Source organism: Rothia endophytica, assembly GCF_039543885.1.
GTDB lineage: Bacteria > Actinomycetota > Actinomycetes > Actinomycetales > Micrococcaceae > Rothia > Rothia endophytica.
In genome coordinates this window covers 1-867 of record NZ_BAABKP010000019.1, presented here as the reverse complement: position 1 = coordinate 867, position 867 = coordinate 1, and the positions used below count along the sequence as shown (strand labels likewise).

At 58.4% G+C, this 867-nt stretch carries 1 protein-coding gene; it reads right to left on the bottom strand.

All coding sequences use genetic code 11. From position 1 onward, the window contains the following. Positions 1-867 (bottom strand): hypothetical protein (locus ABD982_RS11220; protein WP_425570057.1); only part of this gene is annotated, 867 nt, incomplete at both ends.

Below are 867 nucleotides of genomic sequence, written 5' to 3'. Positions count from 1 at the left end.
ACCAGCACCCACCGGCGAGACCAGTGGATCAGGAGAAATAAACCCACGAGAGGCCGGGTCATAAGCCCGGGCACCCAGAACCTCCAGACCAGCGACCTGCAAAGACCCAGCCACGGTCACACCAAAATCAGGGATGGCAGAAGACGAAGAGCCAGCAGAAACAGAGGAGCCGCCCATCACAGGAGAGACCCCAAACGGATCCACACCACGAGACCCCAACACATCCTGCACCACAGCACCCGCCAAAGACACCGGCACACCACCAAAAGCACTCACCGTCGGCGCACCAGCAGTAGGGTCCCAGAGCACAGAACACATACCGGCCCCCTGAACATCTGTTCCCTTCTCAGCAGGTACACCCGTGCCCTGGGCGCCAGCAACCTGACCCAACGCATCATTCCACAACCGCACCACCTGGCCAGCATCAGCCCCGGCACCAGAACCAACAACCCTAGTGCTCACCTGCCCCAACAAACCAACCGGCGAAAACCCAAACTCAGTAACAGCACCATCACCGCCCACCCAGCGCACACGACGGCCCAACCCGTCATAGACCAACTCACTAGACCCCAAAACAGAATCAGCCAAACCAACCAGCTGACCAGCCCCATCATAAGAGTACTCGCGCACCACACCATCAGCAGTGGCCTCCTTGATCAGGAAACCAGCCTGATCATAAACAAAAGAATGCATACCAGCAGCAGAACGCACAGCAGTTAGCTGATGGGCCTCATCGTAAGAAAAGAGACGCAAGCCCTCTACAGAATCATCGATACCGATGACCAGGCCTTGGGGGCTGTAATAGGTGGTAGTGGTGACCTGCTCACCGTCACCGGTGGTGCGGGTGTCGATGGTGGCCCAGCCACC